Origin of the sequence: Methylobacterium frigidaeris (assembly GCF_022179185.1) — a bacterium.
Taxonomy (GTDB): domain Bacteria; phylum Pseudomonadota; class Alphaproteobacteria; order Rhizobiales; family Beijerinckiaceae; genus Methylobacterium; species Methylobacterium frigidaeris.
The window spans coordinates 178,444-192,681 of record NZ_BPQJ01000001.1; the positions used below are offsets into that span (position 1 = coordinate 178,444).

Annotated in this window: 15 protein-coding genes; 8 read left to right on the forward strand and 7 right to left on the reverse strand. The window is 71.5% G+C overall.

Features of this window, described 5'->3' with window-relative positions:
• Positions 1-10 precede the first annotated feature (10 nt).
• The 5 genes from MFF64_RS00910 to MFF64_RS00930 all read right to left on the reverse strand — a co-directional run bounded on the left by MFF64_RS00910 (position 11) and on the right by MFF64_RS00930 (position 3,792).
• Positions 11-1,060: an HD-GYP domain-containing protein gene (locus tag MFF64_RS00910; protein WP_099907113.1), complete on the reverse strand. Its 1,050-nt coding sequence runs from the start codon at positions 1,058-1,060 to the stop codon at positions 11-13.
• Positions 1,061-1,231: 171 nt separating this feature from the next.
• Positions 1,232-1,663, reverse strand: a complete 432-nt coding sequence (locus MFF64_RS00915; protein ID WP_099907132.1) for an RrF2 family transcriptional regulator — start codon at positions 1,661-1,663, stop codon at positions 1,232-1,234.
• An 89-nt stretch (positions 1,664-1,752) separates the two neighbouring features.
• Positions 1,753-2,256, reverse strand: coding sequence for a dUTP diphosphatase (gene dut, locus MFF64_RS00920; protein ID WP_099907116.1), 504 nt, complete (start codon positions 2,254-2,256; stop codon positions 1,753-1,755).
• Positions 2,253-3,122, reverse strand: coding sequence for an aldolase/citrate lyase family protein (locus MFF64_RS00925; protein ID WP_099907118.1), 870 nt, complete (start codon positions 3,120-3,122; stop codon positions 2,253-2,255). The genes dut and MFF64_RS00925 overlap by 4 nt, the downstream gene beginning before the upstream one ends.
• A 55-nt stretch (positions 3,123-3,177) precedes the next feature.
• Positions 3,178-3,792: a GntR family transcriptional regulator gene (locus MFF64_RS00930; protein ID WP_238189167.1), complete on the reverse strand. Its 615-nt coding sequence runs from the start codon at positions 3,790-3,792 to the stop codon at positions 3,178-3,180.
• A gap of 169 nt (positions 3,793-3,961) precedes the next feature.
• Here MFF64_RS00930 and MFF64_RS00935 point away from each other — a divergent pair, with 169 nt between their 5' ends.
• From MFF64_RS00935 to MFF64_RS00950, 4 genes are read left to right on the forward strand one after another with little or no spacing between them, the layout of a single operon-like run.
• Complete coding sequence (locus MFF64_RS00935; RefSeq protein WP_099907121.1) at positions 3,962-5,281, forward strand: MFS transporter; 1,320 nt, start codon at positions 3,962-3,964, stop codon at positions 5,279-5,281.
• A gap of 17 nt (positions 5,282-5,298) precedes the next feature.
• Positions 5,299-5,979: a DUF2848 domain-containing protein gene (locus tag MFF64_RS00940; RefSeq protein WP_099907124.1), complete on the forward strand. Its 681-nt coding sequence runs from the start codon at positions 5,299-5,301 to the stop codon at positions 5,977-5,979.
• A 7-nt stretch (positions 5,980-5,986) separates the two neighbouring features.
• Positions 5,987-6,835, forward strand: coding sequence for a hypothetical protein (locus MFF64_RS00945; RefSeq protein ID WP_099907126.1), 849 nt, complete (start codon positions 5,987-5,989; stop codon positions 6,833-6,835).
• A gap of 1 nt (position 6,836) precedes the next feature.
• Positions 6,837-8,126: an amidase gene (locus tag MFF64_RS00950; protein WP_238189169.1), complete on the forward strand. Its 1,290-nt coding sequence runs from the start codon at positions 6,837-6,839 to the stop codon at positions 8,124-8,126.
• A 332-nt stretch (positions 8,127-8,458) separates the two neighbouring features.
• Here MFF64_RS00950 and MFF64_RS00955 read toward each other — a convergent pair whose 3' ends face one another.
• A complete protein-coding gene (locus tag MFF64_RS00955) occupies positions 8,459-8,644 on the reverse strand; it encodes a DUF3606 domain-containing protein (RefSeq protein WP_099901212.1) in 186 nt (61 codons plus the stop codon).
• Between the two features lie 204 nt (positions 8,645-8,848).
• Between MFF64_RS00955 and MFF64_RS00960 the strand changes: the two genes are divergently transcribed.
• From MFF64_RS00960 to MFF64_RS00975, 4 genes are all read left to right on the forward strand, one after another.
• Positions 8,849-9,964 carry an asparaginase gene (locus tag MFF64_RS00960; RefSeq protein ID WP_238189171.1) on the forward strand — a complete coding sequence of 372 codons (1,116 nt, stop codon included), beginning with the start codon at positions 8,849-8,851 and terminating at the stop codon, positions 9,962-9,964.
• 302 nt (positions 9,965-10,266) lie between these two features.
• Entirely contained in the window at positions 10,267-11,025 is a 759-nt protein-coding gene (locus tag MFF64_RS00965; protein ID WP_099901611.1) for an SDR family NAD(P)-dependent oxidoreductase, read from the forward strand.
• 14 nt (positions 11,026-11,039) lie between these two features.
• Entirely contained in the window at positions 11,040-11,918 is an 879-nt protein-coding gene (locus tag MFF64_RS00970) for a beta-keto acid cleavage family enzyme (RefSeq protein WP_238189173.1), read from the forward strand.
• A gap of 263 nt (positions 11,919-12,181) precedes the next feature.
• Positions 12,182-12,970, forward strand: coding sequence for a lytic murein transglycosylase (locus tag MFF64_RS00975; protein WP_099902694.1), 789 nt, complete (start codon positions 12,182-12,184; stop codon positions 12,968-12,970).
• Positions 12,971-13,242: 272 nt separating this feature from the next.
• Here the strand turns inward: MFF64_RS00975 and MFF64_RS00980 are convergent, their stop codons facing one another.
• Positions 13,243-14,136: a collagen-like domain-containing protein gene (locus MFF64_RS00980; protein ID WP_238189174.1), complete on the reverse strand. Its 894-nt coding sequence runs from the start codon at positions 14,134-14,136 to the stop codon at positions 13,243-13,245.
• Positions 14,137-14,238 lie beyond the last annotated feature (102 nt).

A 14,238-nucleotide genomic window follows, 5' to 3' on the forward strand; every position in this document is an offset into this window, starting at 1 on the left:
CCCCCTGCCCTCACGCCGCCCGATCCGCCGGCCGTTCCTCCACCAGCGCCACCACATCCTCCCACCGCGACAGGAAGGCCGCGACGCAATCCGGGTCGAAATGCGCCCCCGATTGCTCCTCCAGGAAGCGCCGCGCCCGCTCCAGCGGCCAGCCGGGCTTGTAGACCCGGGCGGAGATCAGGGCGTCGAACACGTCGGCGACGGCGGTGATGCGGCCCGGCAGCGGGATCTCGGTGCCCTTGAGGCCCTGCGGATAGCCGGCGCCGTCCCAGCGCTCGTGATGGGTCAGCGCGATCTCGGCTGCGAGTCGCAGGAGGCGGGACGGGCTGTCGTGCAGCATGCGGTATCCGCGCAGCGCGTGCTGCATCATCTCGAACCGCTCGGGCTCGGTGAGGGGCCCGGGCTTGCGCAGGATGCTGTCGGCGACGCCGATCTTGCCGATGTCGTGCATGGTGGAGGCGAGGGCGATGTCGTTGCCCTCCTCCTCCGAGAGACCGAGCCCGTCGGCGATGGCGAGCACGCAGCCGGCCACCCGGGTCAGGTGGTCGCCGGCCTGGTCGTCACGGAACTCGGCGGCGAGCATCAGGCGGCGGATGATCTCGCGCTCGCGCTCCTGGCTCTCGGCCGCCGCCCGCTCGACCTCGCGGGAGAGGGCGAGGGCCTGGCTCTCGACCGCCCCCTGGGCGCGGGCGAGCGCGATCAGGTTGCGGCCGCGGAGCGCCAGGTCCGAGGCATCGAGGGGCGGCAGCACCACGTCGGTGGCGCCGGCCTCCAGCCCCCGGCGGCGGGTCTCGGCCGGGTCGCCCTCGGCGATGAGCAGGATCGAGGCGTGGGCGAGGTGCGGCTTGAGGCGGAGGGTGCGGATCAGACCCAAGGCGTCGAGGCCGGACCAGGCCTCGATCAGCACCAGGTCGACGGGTTTCGTTCCGACAGCAGCGAGGGCAGCGCCGGGCTCGGCCACCACGAGGGTCGGGACGCTCGACGCGAACAACCGTGTCAGCCCGCCGGGATCGGGCCGGGCCGTGACGACCACGACGGCGGGATCGGCTGCGTTGGTCATGGTCCCCGGGATTCCCTTCCGCGCCCGATGATGGCTCAAACTACCGCGACTTGATAAAACATCCTTTAAGCTTCCGCACCGCGCGGCGACCGGACGGCTCAGGGTCGAACTGACGCAAAACCTTGACCCCGCACCATTTCCTTGCCGGACCTGCCCCTCGCGAAAAACTGCTTAGATGGTGAAATCCCCGCCGGCCCGCGGGCCGGCGACCTTCGCGGCCTCGGCCCGGCCGCAGAGATCCTCCACGGTCACCGAATCGAGCACCGCAAGGTAAGCCCCGGCCGCCTCCGCCACCAGGGGGGCGACGACCAGACCGGCCACGTCGTTGCCGGCGGGGACGGGCTCGGCGGCGTCCGACCTTAAAACTGCCGACCCCAAGACTGACGCACCCAAGACCGCCCGGGCGATGTCGCCTGCGCTGATGCGGCGGCGCTCGCGAGCGAGTTCGTAGCCGCCATGCGGCCCGCGCAGGCCCTTGAGCAGGCCGTGATGGACCAGGGCCTGCAGCACCGCCTCCAGGTGCCGGGGCGGCAGGGCGTGGCGCGCCGCCAGCGCCTTGGCGCTCACCGGCTGGGGCCGGGCATGGAGCGCGATGTCGACCATCGCGGCGAGCGCGAGGCCCAGGCGCGGCGGGGCCAGAGCCGCGCCCGGCGCGAGCCGAGGGGGATGGACGAGCGCGTCCAAGCGCGTCGTCAGCCGCGGCCGGTGGAGCCGAAGCCACCGGCGCCGCGGGCGCCCGCCTCGGCCTCCGGGAACGCCTCGACCACCCTCAAGGCAGGCCGCACCACCCGGGTGAAGACGAGTTGGGCGATGCGCTCGCCCGGCCGCACCGTGAGCGCACCGGCGGGGTTGCGGTTCCAGGCCGAGATCATCAGCGGGCCCTCGTAATCCGCGTCGATCACCCCGACGCCGTTGCCGAGCACCAGCCCCTCGCGGTGGCCCAGCCCCGAGCGCGGATACACCAGGGCGCACCAGTCGGGATCGCGGATCGCCAGGGCGAAGCCGGCCGGGATCAGGGCCGGCGGGCCCTGCGGCTCGAGCGTGACGGGGTCGTCGAGGCAGGCATGGAGATCGAGCCCGGCGGCGAGCGCCGAGCCCCAGTGCGGAAAGCCCCACTCGGTCAAACGCGGGTCGAGGATCCGGATCGCGACGTCGAGGCCACCCACCCCGTGCGTCTCGCGGTCGAGGCCGCTCATGCGCCGCGGCCCGTGCGGGACGCCACCGCCTCGGCGAGGGCGACGAGCCGGCGCGCCTCGTCCGCCTCGCGCCGCAGCACCGTGCGGCCGAGATGGGCGATCCCCGCCTGCCCCCGCCCCTCCGGCGCGTCGAAGGCGGCGACCAGCGCCTTGGCGACGGCGAGCGCTTCCGGGTCCGGCGCGAAGGCCGCTTCGGCCCGGCGGGCACCCGTGGGCGCCGTCACCACCGCCCCGTCGAAGCCGAGCCCGCGGGCGCGGCCGATATCGAGGCGGTCGGCGGGATCGAGCAGCACGTCGAGGTCGTGGGCACGGGCGGCGGCGAGCGCCGTGGCGAGCCACGTGAGGAGCGGCCCGGCCTCGGGAGCGCCCGGGGGCAGCCGGCCTTCGCGGGCGAGCGCGCCCGCATCGACCACCAGGCAGGCCAGGCGCGCATCGACGTCGCGCACCGCGCTCGCCACCGCTTCCGCCGCGAGGATGCCGAGCGGCGTGTCGAGGCTGGCCCAGAGCCGGGTGCGCTCGGGAGCGTGGAGCCGGCGCAGGCGGCTGCCGATGCCGGCGAGATCCTCCGGCTCCTCGACCCGCGGCACCAGCACCGCGTCGGGCCCGGCTTCCGCCACCGCGGCGAGGTCGGCCTCGCCCCAGGGCGTGTCGAGGCCGTTGAGCCGCACCACCAGCTCGCCGGCGGCGAATCCGCCTTCCCTCAGGCAGGCGGCGAGGCGGGTCCGCCCCGCCTCCTTGTCGGCGGGCGGCAGCGAATCGGCGAGGTCGAGGATCAGCGCGTCGGCGGGCTCGGATCGCGCTGCCGCGAGGGCGGTCGCGGTGGCCGGCACCAGCAGGGCGCTGCGGCGGGGGCGGATGTCGGTCATCGGTCGCGTGACTCCCCGAATGGCGGCGCATCTATGCCCCGGCTCACGCCGTCCGTCACCCCAGCCGCGACGCCAGGGTGCGGGCGAAGGAATCGATGTGGGCGGTCATCGCCGCCGCCGCCGCCTCCGGGTCGCGCCGCCGCAAGGACTCGAGGATCAGGGCGTGCTCCTCCGCCACCTCGGCGAGGTGGTGGCCGGTGGCGAGCGACAGGGCCCAGAACCGCACCGAGCGCCCGTGCAGCCCGGCCAGCACCTCGGCGAGCACCCGGTTGCCCGAGGCCTCGGCGATCACGGCGTGGAAGCGCCGGTCCGATTCGAGGACCGCGTCGAGGTCGGTCGGTGCCGCCGCCAGGATGGCGTCTGCTTGCGCCAGCGCCGCCTCGCCGATCCGCCCGGCGGCCAGCGCCGCGCAGGGGGGTTCGGTGAGGCGGCGCACCTCGATCAGGTGGGCGAACTCGTCCATCGAGAGCGGCTGCACCAGCACGCCCTTGCGGGGCAGGATGCGCACGAGCCCCTCGTGCATCAGCCGATGCAGGGCCTGGTTCACCGGCGTGCGGCCGAGACCCAGCTCGGCGCACAGCCCCGCCTCGTTCAGTGCGTCGCCGGGTTTCAGCCGCAGCGAGACGATGTCGTCCTTCAGCCGCCGGTAGGCGCGCTCGTTCTGCGACACGGTTGGGCACGAACCTGCACGCGTTTTCGCCACCACCAAAGCTCCGCTCACGGGCCGCCCCCTTACCACGGGGGATGCCCCGCTTGGACCATCTTGTGAAATATCACAGGCATGGTACTTGCAGAACCACACGCCGGGCGGCCGGTTCGCGGACCGCGGGAGAAGAGCGATGACGAGGGTGGACGACGTGAGCGCGCATGAATTGGACGAGGGCTATCGCCGGGCGACGCTCAGGCTGATCCCGTTCCTGGTCTTCCTGTTCATCCTGGCCTGGATCGACCGGGTGAACGTCGGCTTCGCCAAGCTGCAGATGCTGTCGGACCTGAAGTTCAGCGAAGCGGTCTACGGCTTCGGCGCCGGCATCTTCTTCATCGGCTATTTCCTGTTCGAGGTGCCGAGCAACCTGCTGCTGGAGCGGATCGGCGCCCGCAAGACGCTGGCGCGGATCACCATCCTGTGGGGGCTCGCCTCGATGAGCCTCGCCTTCGTGCAGTCGGAGTGGGCCTTCTACGCCATCCGCTTCCTGCTCGGGGTGTTCGAGGCAGGGTTCTTCCCGGGCGTGGTGCTCTATCTGACCTACTGGTTCCCGAGCGCGAAGCGCTCGCGCATCAACGGCCTGTTCATGACCTCGTTCGCCATCGCGGGCGTGGTCGGCGGCCCCCTCGCCGGGCTGATCATGGGCACGATGGGCGGCGTCGCCGGGATGGCGAACTGGCAGTGGCTGTTCATCCTCGAGGGCATCCCGTCGCTGATCGCGGGCGCCGCGGTGCTGGCCTTCCTGCCCGACCGGCCGAAGGATGCGCGCTGGCTCGAGCCCAAGGTCGCCGCCGCGATGAGCGCCGTCGTCGAGGCCGAGGGCCGCGCCGCCGGCAAGGAGGCGAGCTTCAAGGTCGCGCTCCGCGACGGACGGGTCTGGCTCTGCGCCCTGATCTACTTCTGCATCGTCAGCGGCAACGCCACGATCGCGTTCTGGACGCCGTCGATCATCAAGGAGATCGGCGTGCAGGGCGCGATCGCGATCGGCTTCCTCGCCGCGGTGCCGTTCATCGCCGGCACCATCGCCATGGTGTGGACCGGCGCGCATTCCGACCGCACGGGCGAGCGCCGGCTGCACTGCGCCGTCGCGAGCCTGATCGCCGCGGCGGGGCTCGCCGCCACAGGCGCCCTGATCGGGCACGCGGTCCTGGCGCTCGTCGCCCTCACGGTCGCGGCGATCGGCATCCTCGCCGCCTTCCCGGTCTTCTGGTCGCTGCCGCAGACCTTTCTCGCCGGCACCGCGGCGGCCGGGGCGATCGCGGCGATCAACTCGATCGGCAACCTCGCGGGCTTCGTCGCGCCCTACGTGGTCGGCCTATCGAACACGCTGACCGGCACGTCGAGCAACGGGCTCTACTTCGTCGCCGGACTGGAATTGCTGGCGGGCCTGCTGGTGCTGGGCTTTGCCCGCTGGCGCGAGGGCGCCTCGACGGATCTGGCGCCGGCCGAGTGAATCGGGGAGAAAGACACATGCTGACCTTCCATCGCGAGGCCGCCGGCCGCCGGGACGTGATCGCGCTCGCGCCCGACTCCCTGGTGATCGCCGGCTGGGCCGGGCGGGACGAGGCGGCGATCCGCCACCACATCGACGAACTGGCGGCGATCGGCGTGCCGCCGCCCTCCTCGGTTCCGGTCTATTACCGGGCCGCCGCCGCGACGCTGACGCAAGGCGCCCGCCTCGAGGTGCTCGGCCCCGACTCCTCCGGCGAGGCGGAGCCGGTGATCGTCTCGCTCGCCGACGGACTCTGGCTCGGGCTCGGCTCCGACCACACCGACCGCAAGGCCGAGACGGTCGGCATCGCGCTGTCCAAGCAGCTCTGCGGCAAGCCGGTCGGCACCGGCCTGTGGCGTCTCGACGAGGTCGAGCCGCACTGGGACGAGCTGATCTTGCGGTCCCACGCGACGATCGACGGTGAGCGGGTGCTGTACCAGGAGGGCCGGCTGACGGCGCTCCGCACGCCTGGCGACCTCTTAGGCCGCCGCCCGGGCGGGCCGGACCTGGCCCCCGGCACGGTGATGTTCGGCGGCACCCTCGGGGCGATCGGCGGCATCCGCCCGGCCTCCCGCTTCGAGATGGAGCTGGAGGATCCGGTGCTGAAGCGCACCTTGACCCACGCCTACGACATCGCCGTGCTGCCCGTGGTGGCCTGAACCCGCGATGGGGTTTCTGAGCGCCCTGGCGGAGATCGGGGGCGCCGCCTTCTGGGCGGCGCTCCTCGCCAAGATGCTGGCGAGCGCCGCGATCGTGGTGCTCGCCTCCATGGCGGTCGAGCGGACCGGGCCCCTCGTCGGCGCGATGATCGCGACCCTGCCGGTCTCGGCCGGGCCGGCCTACGTCTTCCTCGCCATCGACCACGATGCGGGATTCCTTCGCGACAGCGCGGTGGCGAGCCTGCCGGCCATCGCGGCCACCGCCCTGTTCATCGCCGCCTATGCGGGCATGGCGCGCCGGCACGGCGTCGCGCTCTCGCTGGCGGTAGCGCTCGCCATCTGGCTCGCCGCGGCCCTGTTCCTCGGCCATCTCGTCGGCGGTCTGGCAGGGACCGGCCTCGCCACCATCCTGGTCGTCCTCGGCTGCGTCGGCGCCTGCCGCCGCTTGCGCAAGAGCGGCCCCCTGCCGACGCGCCCGAAACGGGCGAGCGATGTCTGGGTGCGGGCCGGCATCGTGATGGCCCTCGTGGTCGCTGTGGTGCTGGCCGGGCGGCTCGCCGGCCCCGGTGCGGCGGGCATCCTCGCCTTCGCGCCGGTGGTGATGGTGAGCCTGGCGGTGATCCTGCATCCGCGCATCGGCGGGGCCGCGATCGCGACGGTGCTGGTGCTGAGCCTGCCGGGGCTCCTCGGCTTCGTGGCGGCCCTGTTCGCCCTCGCCCTCACGGTCGAGCGGCTGGGGCCGGCCCCCGCCCTGTCGCTCGCCCTTCTGATCAACCTGGGCTGGAATGGCGGCATCCTGCTGGCCAGCCGCCGACGCTCCGCACGCTCCCTTGCCCCCTCCCTGGAGACCGACTGAGATGAAAACCGTCCGCGACGATCTCGAACGCCGCCTCGCCTTGATCGAGGCGCCGGCGAGCCGGCACGTCTTCACGAAGCTCTACCCGGAGGCGGCGCGCGCCGCCGCCGATGCCGCCGACGCGCGGCGCCGGGCCGGGCTGTCGCTCGGGGCGCTCGACGGCACGATCGTATCGATCAAGGACCTGTTCGACGTGCAGGGCGAGGCGACCACCGCCGGCTCGTCGATCCGGCGCAAGGCGCAAGCCGCGCTCCAGGACGCCCCCGTCGTCGCCCGACTGCGCCGGGCCGGCGCGGTGATCGTGGGCAAGACCAACATGTCCGAGTTCGCCTTCTCGGGTCTCGGCCTCAACCCGCACTGGGGTACGCCCGGCAACGCCGCCGATCGGAGCCTGGTGCCGGGCGGCTCGTCCTCCGGTGCCGGGGTCTCGGCGGCGCTCGGCACCTCCGACATCGCCATCGGCACCGATACCGGCGGCTCGGTGCGCATCCCGGCGGCGCTCAACGGCGTCGTCGGCTTCAAGCCGACGGCCCGCCGGGTGCCGCTCGCCGGCGCCTTCCCGCTGTCGCCCTCGCTCGATTCGATCGGCCCGCTCGCCCGCTCGGTCGAGGCCTGCGCGGCGGCCGACGCCGTGATGGCCGGAGAGGAGTACCGTCCGCTCCGGGCGGCCCCCTTGCGCGACCTGCGGATCGGCGTGCCCCGCGGTCTCCTGTTCACCGAGACCGACCCGCTGGTGGCGCAGGCCTTCGAGACCGCCCTGTCCGCCTTGAGCGAAGCCGGTGCTCGCATCCACGACACCGAATTCGACGACCTCCTCGCCCGCATGGCCGAGGCGACGGCCGCGGGCCCGATCGCCGCGGTGGAGGCGTCGGAGATCCACGCCGACTGGCTCGACGCCGAGGCGGCCGCCTTCGATCCGCGGGTCCATGCCCGCATCACCCGCGGCCGGACGGTGACGGCGTCGGCCTATATCCGGATGATGCGCGAGCGCGCCGTGCTGATCGAGGCCGGCGACGAGCGGCTGACGCCCCTCGACGTGCTGGTCCTGCCGGCGACGGCCATCCCGGCGCCGAGCATCGCGGCGGTGGCGCAGGACGATGCGGAGTTCTCGCGGCTCAACCTCCTGATGCTGCGCAACACGATGGTGGGGAACCTGTTCGACCTCACCGGCATCTCGCTGCCGTTGCCGGGATGCACGAAGCCGGTAGGCCTGATGCTGCTTGCTCGCCATGGCCAGGACCGGCGGCTCCTGGAGATCGCGGCAGGGGTCGAGTCCGCGTTGCGGAACTGACGCTTAACGCTAGCTGCCTTAAGATTTTCCATCCCTCTGGTCATTCCAGGGCCGAGCAACGGAACCTGAAATGACCAGAGGCGCTGAAAATTCATAGAGAGGCGTCGAGAGCGCCGTCTTGTCCTCCGCTACCTGAGTTCCTTGGATTTCGGGCTCCGCTGCGCGGCCCAGGAACGACGCGTTGCGGCCTATGATTATGGCGCAAATACGCTTAGCGCTTCGTGGCGTGACGGAGGCGGTGATAAACCGCCCTGTTATGCGTAGGCCACAATGAAAATGCCGCGGGTCGATGACGAACCGCGGCACTCGATACTCGCTCCATCTTGGAAAGATTACGCCGCCTGACGGCCGAGATGGGCCGCCACGGTCGAGACCCGCGAGCCGACCAGCTTGACGGCGCTGCGCAGCTCATCGCCGCTCACGCCGAAATGCCCGGCCCAATAGGCGCGATCGTCCGGGCAATGAATGTCGATATGCTGAGCGAAGCGCGGCTTGAGAACGTCCTGAGAAGCGGACATGATCGTTTCCTGAGCTGTCGAGTGTACCAGTTACCGCTGGCGCGGGACGCGTGGCGTCATGTATCTGGAGAACGCTCGATTCTGCGAAAAGTTGCCGGGCCAGCATCGGCGTCGTTGCGGCATCGTGCGCCGCAACGCTGGCGGGATGTGAGAGAGACTGGTACCGGCTCGAGTGCCTCGATTCCTCATCGCAAGGACCCGACCATGCGCCGTCCCGGCCCCGCCCTCCTGCCCGCCCTGGCGGCCCTGATGCTCGCGACCGTGCCGCTCGCCGGCGCTGCCGTCGCCCGCGAGATGCCGAGTACGGCGACGACCGCTCCGGCTGCCGCCCGCAAGGCCAACGTGGTGATCCTTGCCACCGGCGGCACCATCGCGGGAGCCGGGGCGGATGCCAGCAACAGCGCCACCTACCAGGCCGCCAAGGTTCCGGTGGACAAGCTGATCGCCGCCGTGCCGTCGCTCGGTGAGCTGGCCAACGTCCGCGGCGAACAGGTGTTCCAGATCGCCTCCGAGAGCTTCACCAACGCGCAGCTGGTGCAGCTCGGAAAGCGCGTCTCGGCCCTGCTGAAGCAGGACGATGTCGACGGCGTGGTCATCACCCACGGCACCGACACCCTGGAGGAAACCTCGCTGTTCCTCGACCTGGTGGTGCGGAGCGACAAGCCGATCGTGGTCGTCGGCTCGATGCGGCCCTCCACGGCGATCTCGGCCGACGGCGCCCTCAACCTCGCCGACGCCGTCGCCACCGCGGCGAGCCCCGCCTCCAAGGGCAAGGGCGTGCTGGTGACGATGAACGACGAGATCCAGTCCGGCCGCGACGTGACGAAGCGCGTCAACATCAAGCCGAGCGCATTCTCGAGCCAATGGGGTCCGCTCGGCATGGTGGTCGAGGGCAAGACCTACTGGTTCCGCGCGCCCGTGAAGCGGCACGGCACCTCGTCGGAATTCGACATCGACACGATCGACACGTTGCCCGAGGTCGCGATCGTGTACGGCTCGGGCAACATGAACCCGGCACCCTACACCGCCGCCGTGCAGGCCGGCGCCAAGGCGATCGTGCATGCCGGCACCGGCAACGGCTCGGTGGCGGGCTACCTCGTCGACACCCTCAAGGACCTGCGCGCCAAGGGTACGCTCATCATCCGCTCCTCCCGCGTCGGCGACGGCTTCGTGCTGCGCAACGCCGAGCAGCCCGACGACAAGTACGACTGGGTCGTGGCCCACGACCTCAATCCGCAAAAGGCTAAGATCCTGACTGCCGTCGCCTTGACCAAGACCGGCGACACCAATGAGCTGCAGCGCATCTTCTGGGAATATTGAGTGACTTCCGGACTGCAATTGTCATTAGATTTACTGATAACTTTCCATTGAACAAGATCATCCTGGGGCCGCCGACGGCGAGCCCCAGGATGCCCCGGTGGGCTTCCAAGCGGTCGAGCGGACCGAACCACCGAAGAGACGATTCCGACGCCACCGCATTCCCCGACCCCCGATCATGGCACGCCCTCCAGCGCCGTCGAGGCACGCAGCAGCGCACCTCCGATGCGCGACGCAAGCTGGACAAGCCCTGCCCGATCCTGCCACTCTCCCGCGAAACAACATTTCGCAAGGTGGAAACTCCAATGATCAGTGCGGATCTGCACGGGCGCTGCGTGCTCGTCACCGGCGGTGCGTCGGGCATCGGGCTCGCGGCCGTCACGCTCTTCGCCCGTTGCGGCGCCAGCGTGGTGCTCAACCACCTGGCCGAGGATGAGCGCGGGCCGCAGGCCGCCGCTCGTCTCTCCGCCGAGGGACTGAAGGTCCGGGCGCTCCCCGGCAACGTCTCGGTGCCGGGCGAGGCGGAAGCCATGGTGGCGCGCGGGATCGACGCGCTCGGCGGCCTCGACGTGCTCATCAACAATGCCGGCACCCCGGCCACGACCACGCCAATCGCCTTCGCCGACCTCGACGCGATGACCGAGGAGTTCTGGCAGACGATCCTGTCGACCAACCTGATCGGCCCCTATCGCTGCGCCCGCGCGGCGGCGGCGACCCTGCGCCAGCGCAAGGGCGCCATCGTCAACACCGCCTCGGTGGCGGGGCTCGGGCAGCGTGGCTCCAGCATCGCCTATTCGGCGAGCAAGGCGGGGCTGGTGAACCTCACCCGCAGCCTCGCCCGGGCGCTCGCCCCGGATGTTCGCGTCAACGCCGTGGCACCGGGTCTGGTCGAGACGCCGTGGACGGAGAATTGGCCCGCGGAGCGCAAGGCCGAATCCGTGTCGCGCACCCTGCTGGCGCGCATGGCGAAGGCCGACGACATCGCCGAAGCCATGCTGTTCCTCGCCGCCGGCGCGGCCTACGTCACCGGCCAGACCCTGGTGGTCGACGGCGGCATGCTCTGAGGCGGGAGGCACCCATGTCGCGCAAGACCGTCATCACCTGCGCCCTCACCGGCTCGTTCGATACCGCCTCGAAGAACCCGGCCGTGCCGGTGAGCCCGCAGGCCATCGCGCAATCGGCCCTGGAGGCCGCGAGCGCCGGGGCGGCGATCGTCCACATCCACGTCCGCGACCCGGAGACGGGCAAGCCCAGCATGGACCTCGCCCTCTACCGCGAGGTGGTGGAGCGGATCCGCGAGAGGAACGCCGACGTCGTCCTCAACCTGACCACGGGCGCCGGCGGGCGCTACGTGGCCGGCGACCCCGACCCGGCGGTGGCCGGCCCCGGCACCACCCTCGCCTCCCCGGAGGCGCGGACCCGCCACGTCACGGCTCTGCGGCCCGAGATCTGCACCCTCGACGTCGCGACGATGAATTTCGGCGAGCACGCCTTCATGAACACGCCCGCCCACCTGCGGGCGATGGCGGCGCTGATCCGCGAGGCGGGGGCGAAGCCCGAGATCGAGGTGTTCGATCTCGGCCAGATCGAGCTCGCCCGCCACCTCCTGGCGGAAGGGCATCTCGATTCGCCACCGATGTTCCAGATCTGCCTCGGTATCCCGTGGGGGGCGCCGGCAACCCCGGAAACCCTGCTGCAGATGCGCGACCGTCTGCCCCGGGACGCGGTGTGGTCGGCCTTCGGCATCTCCCGGGCCGAGTTCCCGATGGTGGCGCTCGCCGCCACCGCCGGGGGCCACGTCCGGGTCGGGCTCGAGGACAACCTCTACCTGTCCCGCGGCCAGCTCGCACCGAGCAACGCGGCCCTGGTCGAGAAGGCGGTGAGCCTGCTCGCTCATCTCGACTGCGCCCCCGCCAGCCCGGACGAGGCGCGGGCGATCTTCGGGCTCTCCGCCTGATGCAGAAAGGCGTGGCCGAAAGGCCACGCTGGCGGTCCGTTTTCCTGCTCAGACCGCATCCGCCCTACATGCTGACCGACGAGTCCGGCCCAGCTTGCGAGTGGAAGGCCGGATTGCAGGCACGTTGCAGTTCCGCCGTAAAGATTCCGCACACGGCAGGGATGTAGCGTCGCCCATCGGGCAGGCATGGATTGCCGGAAATGGGAGCCGCGGCGGCCCGACGTCCCGAGGCCTGCGGCGCGGCTCCGAGGGAGTGTTGTTCGATGATCGGAAGCGGTTACGGGAGAGCCCTGATCGCCGCGAGCCTCGCGGTGCTGGCCGGCGGTGCGCACGCCGCGCAATGCGGCAGCAGCTCGGCCGGGTTCGAGAGCTGGAAGCGGGAATTCGCCGACGAAGCCCGCGGGCGCGCCAGCCCCGCCGCCATCTCGGCCCTGATGGGCACCTCGTATTCCTCCGCCACCATCGCGGCGGACCGGGGCCAGAAGAGTTTCAAGCTCTCCCTCGAGCAGTTCATGGCCAAGCGCGGCGCCCCGGCGATCATTTCCCGCGGCCGGGCGATGAAGCGCTCGCAAGCCGCCCTGTTCGATTCGATCGAGCAGCGCTACGGCGTGCCGGCTGGCCCGCTCCTGGCGATCTGGGGCATGGAGACGGCGTTCGGCGCCGTGAAGGGCAACGTCAATACGCTCTCGGCGGTGGCGACCCTGGCCTATGATTGCCGCCGCTCGGCCTTCTTCACCGACCAGCTCTACGCCGCCCTGGCCCTGGTCGACCGCGGCGTCCTCACCGCCAATACCCGCGGCGCTGCCCACGGCGAGATCGGCCACACCCAGTTCCTGCCGAAGAACGTCCTGAACTACGGCACCGGCGGCAGCCTCGACAACGCCTCCGTGGCGCTGAACTCGACCGCGAACTTCCTCAAGGCCCATGGCTGGCGCGCCGGCGCCGGCTACCAGCCTGGCGAGCCGAACTTCGCGGCGATCCAGGGCTGGAACGCCGCCTCGGTCTACCAGCGCGCCATCGCGATCATCGGCGCCAAGATCGACGGAGAGTGATCGACTGAGAGCGAGTGGCCCCCGGACATTCGACCCCGGGGCCGCTTTTCTGGCCTCGAGGTCGGTTCAACTTGCCCGGCCGTGATGAATGCCCGTGGCGACATTCCGCGGCCGGGCAAGGGAGCTGGAATCCGGGAACGCGGGGAAAAGAGGATCAGGCGGCACGCTGTCCGCCCCATCCCGACCCATCGGCGCCTGCCGATTCCGGGCTCCGCCGCGCGACCCGGAACGACGCGAAACGTTAGAAGTGCATCGACGAGATCGATGATGAACTACAGCTTGGCGCAGAACCCGACCATGCCGGAGCTGTCGGATGGGCATAGCGCCACGGCCTCGCCGCTCTCCCGACGGGTGAAGTTCGGGTTGCCGCCGCGCAGGCAATAGGCCGACACGAAGGTCTCGCCCTCGTCGCAGACGAGCTCGCAATGCGGCTTGGCGCAGCCGTCGGTGCGCAGCATCCGGAACGGCAGCGACGCGGTGGCCGTGGCCGCCGCCCCCGCCGATCCGGTCGGCCCTCGCGGTCCGGCCGGGCCTGCCTCGCCCTTCGCACCGGCCTCACCGCGGGGACCCGGGGCGCCTGGCTCACCCTTCGGACCCGCCTCGCCCCTCGGCCCTGCCTCTCCCTTGGGGCCTGCTTCGCCCTTGGGGCCTGCATCTCCCTTGGGGCCCGGCTCCCCCTTGGGACCCGGCTCCCCCTTGGGACCGGCGTCGCCCTTCGGGCCGGGCGGCCCGGCGAGGCCGGCCATGCCCTGCGGCCCGGTCGGGCCCGGCTCGCCCTTCGGACCTGGTGCGCCGGTGGCGCCGCAATTCGCCACCGCGATCTCGCGGGACGCCTCGCCGGCCTTGAGCGTCGCGACACAGTTCTGCGGCACGTAGGGAACCCGCAGGGTGAAGCGCCCGCGCTTGTCCGAGGTGACCGGGATGTCGTCGTCAAGGGTGACGACCACGCCCGCCTTGCCGACGCTGCCGGAGACGCGCAGGTCGCCGGCCTCGATCCGGGCGTCCCAGACCGTGATGGCCGACTGCATGGCCGACTGCGCCGGGGCGGCGGCCGCCGGGCGCCCGCCCGCGGGCGTCTGTGGCTGCTGCGCGAGACCCGGGCCGGACAGGGCGGCACAAGCGGACAGGACCGCGGACAGGATCAACGCGGCGCGGAATGGACGCATCGTTTAGCCCCAAGGCGTGATGGACGGCCCGCGCGGAGTCGAGGTGGCGGGCGGCGCACCTTGCGGCGCTGTCAAGCTGCGGTCAACTGCGCAGGCACCCGC

Bases quoted from the DNA above. Each gene is read 5' to 3' on its own strand.
- MFF64_RS00910 (WP_099907113.1), bottom strand. From the start codon at position 1,060: ATGACCAACGCAGCCGATCCCGCCGTCGTGGTCGTCACGGCCCGGCCC.
- MFF64_RS00915 (WP_099907132.1), bottom strand. From the start codon at position 1,663: ATGGTCGACATCGCGCTCCATGCCCGGCCCCAGCCGGTGAGCGCCAAG.
- dut (WP_099907116.1), bottom strand. From the start codon at position 2,256: ATGAGCGGCCTCGACCGCGAGACGCACGGGGTGGGTGGCCTCGACGTC.
- MFF64_RS00925 (WP_099907118.1), bottom strand. From the start codon at position 3,122: ATGACCGACATCCGCCCCCGCCGCAGCGCCCTGCTGGTGCCGGCCACC.
- MFF64_RS00935 (WP_099907121.1), top strand. From the start codon at position 3,962: ATGACGAGGGTGGACGACGTGAGCGCGCATGAATTGGACGAGGGCTAT.
- MFF64_RS00940 (WP_099907124.1), top strand. From the start codon at position 5,299: ATGCTGACCTTCCATCGCGAGGCCGCCGGCCGCCGGGACGTGATCGCG.
- MFF64_RS00945 (WP_099907126.1), top strand. From the start codon at position 5,987: ATGGGGTTTCTGAGCGCCCTGGCGGAGATCGGGGGCGCCGCCTTCTGG.
- MFF64_RS00950 (WP_238189169.1), top strand. From the start codon at position 6,837: ATGAAAACCGTCCGCGACGATCTCGAACGCCGCCTCGCCTTGATCGAG.
- MFF64_RS00955 (WP_099901212.1), bottom strand. From the start codon at position 8,644: ATGTCCGCTTCTCAGGACGTTCTCAAGCCGCGCTTCGCTCAGCATATC.
- MFF64_RS00960 (WP_238189171.1), top strand. From the start codon at position 8,849: ATGCGCCGTCCCGGCCCCGCCCTCCTGCCCGCCCTGGCGGCCCTGATG.
- MFF64_RS00965 (WP_099901611.1), top strand. From the start codon at position 10,267: ATGATCAGTGCGGATCTGCACGGGCGCTGCGTGCTCGTCACCGGCGGT.
- MFF64_RS00970 (WP_238189173.1), top strand. From the start codon at position 11,040: ATGTCGCGCAAGACCGTCATCACCTGCGCCCTCACCGGCTCGTTCGAT.
- MFF64_RS00975 (WP_099902694.1), top strand. From the start codon at position 12,182: ATGATCGGAAGCGGTTACGGGAGAGCCCTGATCGCCGCGAGCCTCGCG.
- MFF64_RS00980 (WP_238189174.1), bottom strand. From the start codon at position 14,136: ATGCGTCCATTCCGCGCCGCGTTGATCCTGTCCGCGGTCCTGTCCGCT.